Annotated in this window: 4 protein-coding genes; 3 read left to right on the top strand and 1 reads right to left on the bottom strand. The window is 72.6% G+C overall.

The annotated features are described in order from the left end of the window. Positions 1 to 332 precede the first annotated feature (332 nt). On the bottom strand, positions 333 to 791 hold the full coding sequence (locus E1212_RS28900; protein WP_131988971.1) for a DUF3291 domain-containing protein: 459 nt from the start codon (positions 789 to 791) through the stop codon (positions 333 to 335). Between the two features lie 181 nt (positions 792 to 972). Between E1212_RS28900 and E1212_RS28895 the strand changes: the two genes are divergently transcribed. Genes E1212_RS28895 through E1212_RS28885 form a run of 3 tightly spaced genes read left to right on the top strand, consistent with a single transcriptional unit; the run spans position 973 to position 4,560 of the window. Next, a complete protein-coding gene (locus E1212_RS28895; protein WP_131988969.1) occupies positions 973 to 2,610 on the top strand; it encodes an ABC transporter substrate-binding protein in 1,638 nt (545 codons plus the stop codon). Next, complete coding sequence (locus tag E1212_RS28890) at positions 2,610 to 3,620, top strand: ABC transporter permease (RefSeq protein WP_203417375.1); 1,011 nt, start codon at positions 2,610 to 2,612, stop codon at positions 3,618 to 3,620. The genes E1212_RS28895 and E1212_RS28890 overlap by 1 nt, the downstream gene beginning before the upstream one ends. Further along, complete coding sequence (locus E1212_RS28885) at positions 3,613 to 4,560, top strand: ABC transporter permease (protein WP_131988967.1); 948 nt, start codon at positions 3,613 to 3,615, stop codon at positions 4,558 to 4,560. The genes E1212_RS28890 and E1212_RS28885 overlap by 8 nt, the downstream gene beginning before the upstream one ends. Positions 4,561 to 4,673 lie beyond the last annotated feature (113 nt).

Below are 4,673 nucleotides of genomic sequence, written 5' to 3'. Positions count from 1 at the left end.
GACACGTCATTACCGAAGCCACACACAGCGGGCAGATCACGTTGGAGTCACCCGGCGACCACGCCAGGCCCCGCCCCGTCGAACAGCGCCCGGTAGCAGAACCCTGACAGAGAGATCACGTTCAGCACGAGATTCCGTGCCACACGAGGCCTGCAGGCGTGGTGACGCTCGGGTGATCCTGGTGACGTCCCGTCGCGTCGGCCGGGAAGCGCTTGCCGGCCGTCGCGACGGGATGTCACCAGGTGTTCGCGTGCGTCACCAGGCCCGCAGGCCTGGTGACGGAGGGAATCGGGTGGTGAACGTGGTCATTCCCGGGCCGGGAGGGGCGAGGATCATGGGCGGCGGGGCGGGACCGGCCGGCCGTCGGGGGTGAAGCGGCGGCGGACGCCGAAGGCCTGCGGCGAGGGGCCGTACCGGCGCAGGTGCTCGAGCCTGCGCAACGCCTCGGTCATCGTCGGCTCGGCGTCGTCGGCCACCCACCAGAGCGCGACGTACGGCGGCGGCGTCAGCGCGAACCACTCGACCCGCCGCCGGACCAGGCCGCCGTGGCGGCTGCGGTAGGTGAACGCGTGCAGGTGCTCGTACGTCCGCCACACCGACACGTTCACCACCAGGCGCGCGTCGCCGTCGGCGAGCGGGACCGGGCCGTGGGCGGCACGCAGCCGCCAGACGAACCCGGGGCTGGCCTCGGCCAGCAGGTTCACCCCGTCGACCGCGCCGACGAAGCCCGCCAGGTGCGGTGAGTCGAGGTCCCACCGCAGCCGGGCGACGTTCACCTGGGCGAGCAGCACCCACCGACCCTACCGCCGCACCTCAGGTATCACCGCAGTTCAACTGGTGTTCGCCGGCTGCTGGTGTGGGGCGCAACGACGTCGGGCAGGCTCTTGACGCGACACAGTCGCACATGCGACCGTATCGCCAGACGGCTATCTGTATCCGATATCCATTCGCGTCAAGGACCAGGTGATCGCCATGCTCCGACCAGGCCTCGTCGGCCTCTTCGCCCTCGTGCTCACCGTCGCGGCCTGTGGCGCGCCCGACCCGGACGGTGGCGAGAACAGCAGCGGCAGCCAGGACGGCGGCGACAGCACCGCCGAGATCTCGCTGCTCACCGCATCGATTCCGGAATCGCTCAACCCGCTCGCCGGCTTCGGCAACACCGGCAAGGGGAAGATCAACGAGGGCCTGCTGACGCTCGAGGGCGGCCCGACCGAGCTGCCGGAGCTGGTCCCCCACCTGGCCGCCGCCGACCCCGAGGTCTCGCCCGACGCGCGCACCTGGACCGTCACCCTCCAGGAGGGTGTCACGTTCACCGATGGCTCCGCGCTGGACGCCGCGGACGTCGTCGCCACCTACGAGGCGATCGCCGACCCGGCCAGCGCCTCGCCCATCGCAGGTGACCTGGTCAACCTGCAGACGGTCGAGGCCGTCGACGACACCACCGTCCGCTTCACGCTGGCCGAGCCGCAGGTCTCGTTCCGCACCGCGCTGCTCATCGGCATCGCGCCGTCGGAGTCGATCACGGCGGGCCAGCAGGTCGCGGAGTCGCCGCTGGCCCAGGAGCCGGTGGGCACCGGGCCCTATCGCGTCGAGTCGTTCGCCACCGACCGCCTCGTCCTGGTCGCCAACGACGCCTACCGCGACGGTGCGCCGGAGCTGAAGCGCATCACCTACGTGCTGGCCGCCGACGACAACACCCGCGCCCAGCGGATGACCGCCGGCGAGTTCGACGGCTCCGTCCTGCCGCCGCGGCTCACCGAGACGTTCCAGGACGACGAGCGGTTCGAGGTCTTCCACGCGACGTCCGCCGACTGGCGCGGGCTGTCGCTGCCGGCGGACAACCCGGTCACGTCCGACCCGGCCGTGCGGATGGCGCTCAACCTCGGCATCGACCGGCAGGCGATCATCGACGGCGTCCTCGTCGGCACCGGCCGGCCGGCGCACACGTTCATCCCGCCGGAGTACGGCGAGTACCACAACGCCGACGCCGTCTTCCCGTACGACCCCGAGCAGGCGGCGAGCGTCCTCGACGCGGCCGGCTGGGTCATGGGCGCCGACGGGATCCGGGTGAAGGACGGGCAGCGCGCGGAGTTCACGCTGATGTACAGGCCCAGCGACCTGGTCCGCCGCGACCTGTCCGCCGCCTTCGCCTCCGAGGTGCTGCCGCTCGGCTTCGACGTCACCATCGAGGGCGTCGACTTCGACCAGGCCGAGCCGCGCGCCGGCCAGGACGCGATCCTGCTGGGCGGCGGCGACACCCCCTACGACGTCGACTCGCAGATCTACAAGGCGCTGCACTCGTCGTACCCGGCGGCCGGCGCGTTCTACGACAACCCGAGCCAGTACGCCGACCCGGAGATGGACGCCGCCCTGCACGAGGGCCGCACGTCCGTCGACCCGGCCGCGCGTGTCGCCGCCTACCAGCGGGTGCAGGAGCTCTACGTCGCCGACCCGTCGATGGTGCTGCTGGTCTTCCTCGACCACACCTACGTGCAGAAGGCCTCCGTCGGGCGGGAATGGGACAACCTGAGCACGATGCTCGAGCCACACGAGCACGGCACCGCCTGGGGCCCGTGGGTCGACATCGACCAGTGGACCCGCAGGTCCTGATGACCGTCACGACAGAAGCGCCCGCGCCCACCCACCACCGGTGGCGCGCGGCCGGGCGCCTGGTCCGCACCCGGCTGCTCATCGCCCTGCCCGTCACCGCCGCCGTCTCGATGGCGACGTTCTGGCTGGCCTCGATCTCGCCGTTCAACCCGCTGGTCGCCTACCTCGGCACCCGGTACGAGCGGACCAGCGTCGCCGAGCGCGATGCCCTGGCCGGCGAGCTCGGGCTGAACGACTCGTGGATCGCGATCTGGGGCCGGTGGGCGCGCGACGTCGTCCTGCACTGGGACTGGGGGCAGTCGCGGTCGCTGGCCAGGCCGGTGTCCGAGGTGCTGGCCGACCGGCTGCCGTACACGCTGATGCTGGCCGGCACCGGGCTGGTCCTCGCCGTCGTGCTGTCACTGGTCCTGGGCGTGCGGGCGGCCCGCTACCCCGGCGGTCCGACGGACCGGATCGCGACCGGGCTCGGCTACGCCCTGCAGGGCATCCCGCCGTTCGTCGTCGCGCTGGTGGTCATCGGCGTGTTCGCGCTCGGCCTGGGCATGCCGGTCGGCGGGGCGTCCGATGGCGGCGCCGACCCGACCTGGGGCTCGATCGCCCGGCACATCGTGCTGCCGGCGTCGGTGCTCGCCCTGTCGCAGCTGCCCTGGCTGCTGCTCAACGTCCGGTCGTCGGTGCTCGCCGCGCTGACGGAGGACCACGTGACCGCCGCCCGCGGCCGCGGCCTGAAGGACCGGACCGTGGTGTGGCGGCATGCGCTGCCCGGCGCGCTGCTGCCGTTCGTGACGGTGATCGGCGCCCGGCTGCCGGAGCTGGTCACCGGCGCGCTGCTGGTCGAGACGGTGTTCTCGTGGCCGGGACTGGCCTCGGCCACCGTCGAAGCGGCCGTCAGTGGCGACTTCCCGCTGCTGGCCGCCGTCACCGTCCTCACCTGCCTGGCGGTGCTGATCGGCTCGATGCTGGCCGACGCGCTGTACCTCTTCGTGGATCCGAGGGTCGACGATGCCTGAACCCACCCTGACCACTGCCGCGCGCCCGCGCGGTCCCGTGTCCACGGACGCCCGCGTCTGGCGGACCGTCCCGCGCTGGCCGGCCGGACGGTGGCAGCGTCCCCGCCGCGCGGCCGGGCGCCGCACCGTCGTCGTCTCCGTCGCCGTGCTCGTGACGGTCGCGCTCTACGCCGCCGTCGTGCCGCTGTTCACCGACGTCGACCCGCGCGTCGTCGACCTCGACGGCTACCTGCGGCCGCCGTCGGGCGAGCACCTGCTCGGCACCGACCTGCTCGGCCGCGACCTGTTCGTCCGGTGTGCCCAGGCGCTGCGGGTGTCGCTGCTGCTGGCCGCGCTGGCGGCGGTGGTCTCCACCGTCGTCGGCGTCGTGGTGGGGACGGTGGCAGCTGCGGTCGGCGGGCGGGTCGACAAGGTCGTCATGCGCCTCGTCGACGCCACCAACGCGCTGCCGCACCTGCTGCTCGGCGTCGTCATCGCCTCGCTCTGGCGCGGCCAGTGGTGGGCGATCGTCGTCTCGATCGGGCTGACGCACTGGACCCAGGTCGCGCGCATCGTCCGCTCCGAGATCCTGTCCGTGCGCACCCGCGAGCACGTCGCCGTCTCCATCGTGTCCGGCGCGTCGCGGGTGCAGGTCTGGTCGACGCACCTGCTGCCGGCGGTCGTGCCGCAGGCGCTGATCGCCGTCGTGCTGCTGCTGCCGCACGCCGTCTGGCACGAGAGCGCGCTGTCGTTCCTCGGCGTCGGCCTGCCGCCCAACGACCCGTCTCTCGGCACGTTGCTCGAGGACGCCCGGTCCGCGATCCTGGCCGGCGGGTGGTGGCTGCTGGTCTTCCCGGCCGGCCTGCTCACCGCGACCTGCCTGGCCATCGCCGGCATCGGCGGCCGGCTGCGCGACGCCGCCATGCCCAAACGGGCCGTCGAGGCACAGGTGACAGGCTGATGTTTCTGTCAAGCCGCTTTGGGCGGTCGGGGCTGGTAGGGCTGGCGGTCGCGGAGTATCGCGTAGAGAACGTTGATGCGTCGGCGGGCGAGTGCGATGAGGGCTTGGTGGTG

Source organism: Jiangella ureilytica (assembly GCF_004348545.1).
Lineage (GTDB): Bacteria > Actinomycetota > Actinomycetes > Jiangellales > Jiangellaceae > Jiangella > Jiangella ureilytica.
This window is presented reverse-complemented; position numbering and strand designations above follow the sequence as displayed.

Excerpts from the sequence above, each read along its gene's own strand:
- E1212_RS28895 (WP_131988969.1), top strand. The coding sequence starts at position 973 with ATGCTCCGACCAGGCCTCGTCGGCCTCTTCGCCCTCGTGCTCACCGTC.
- E1212_RS28890 (WP_203417375.1), top strand. The coding sequence starts at position 2,610 with ATGACCGTCACGACAGAAGCGCCCGCGCCCACCCACCACCGGTGGCGC.
- E1212_RS28885 (WP_131988967.1), top strand. The coding sequence starts at position 3,613 with ATGCCTGAACCCACCCTGACCACTGCCGCGCGCCCGCGCGGTCCCGTG.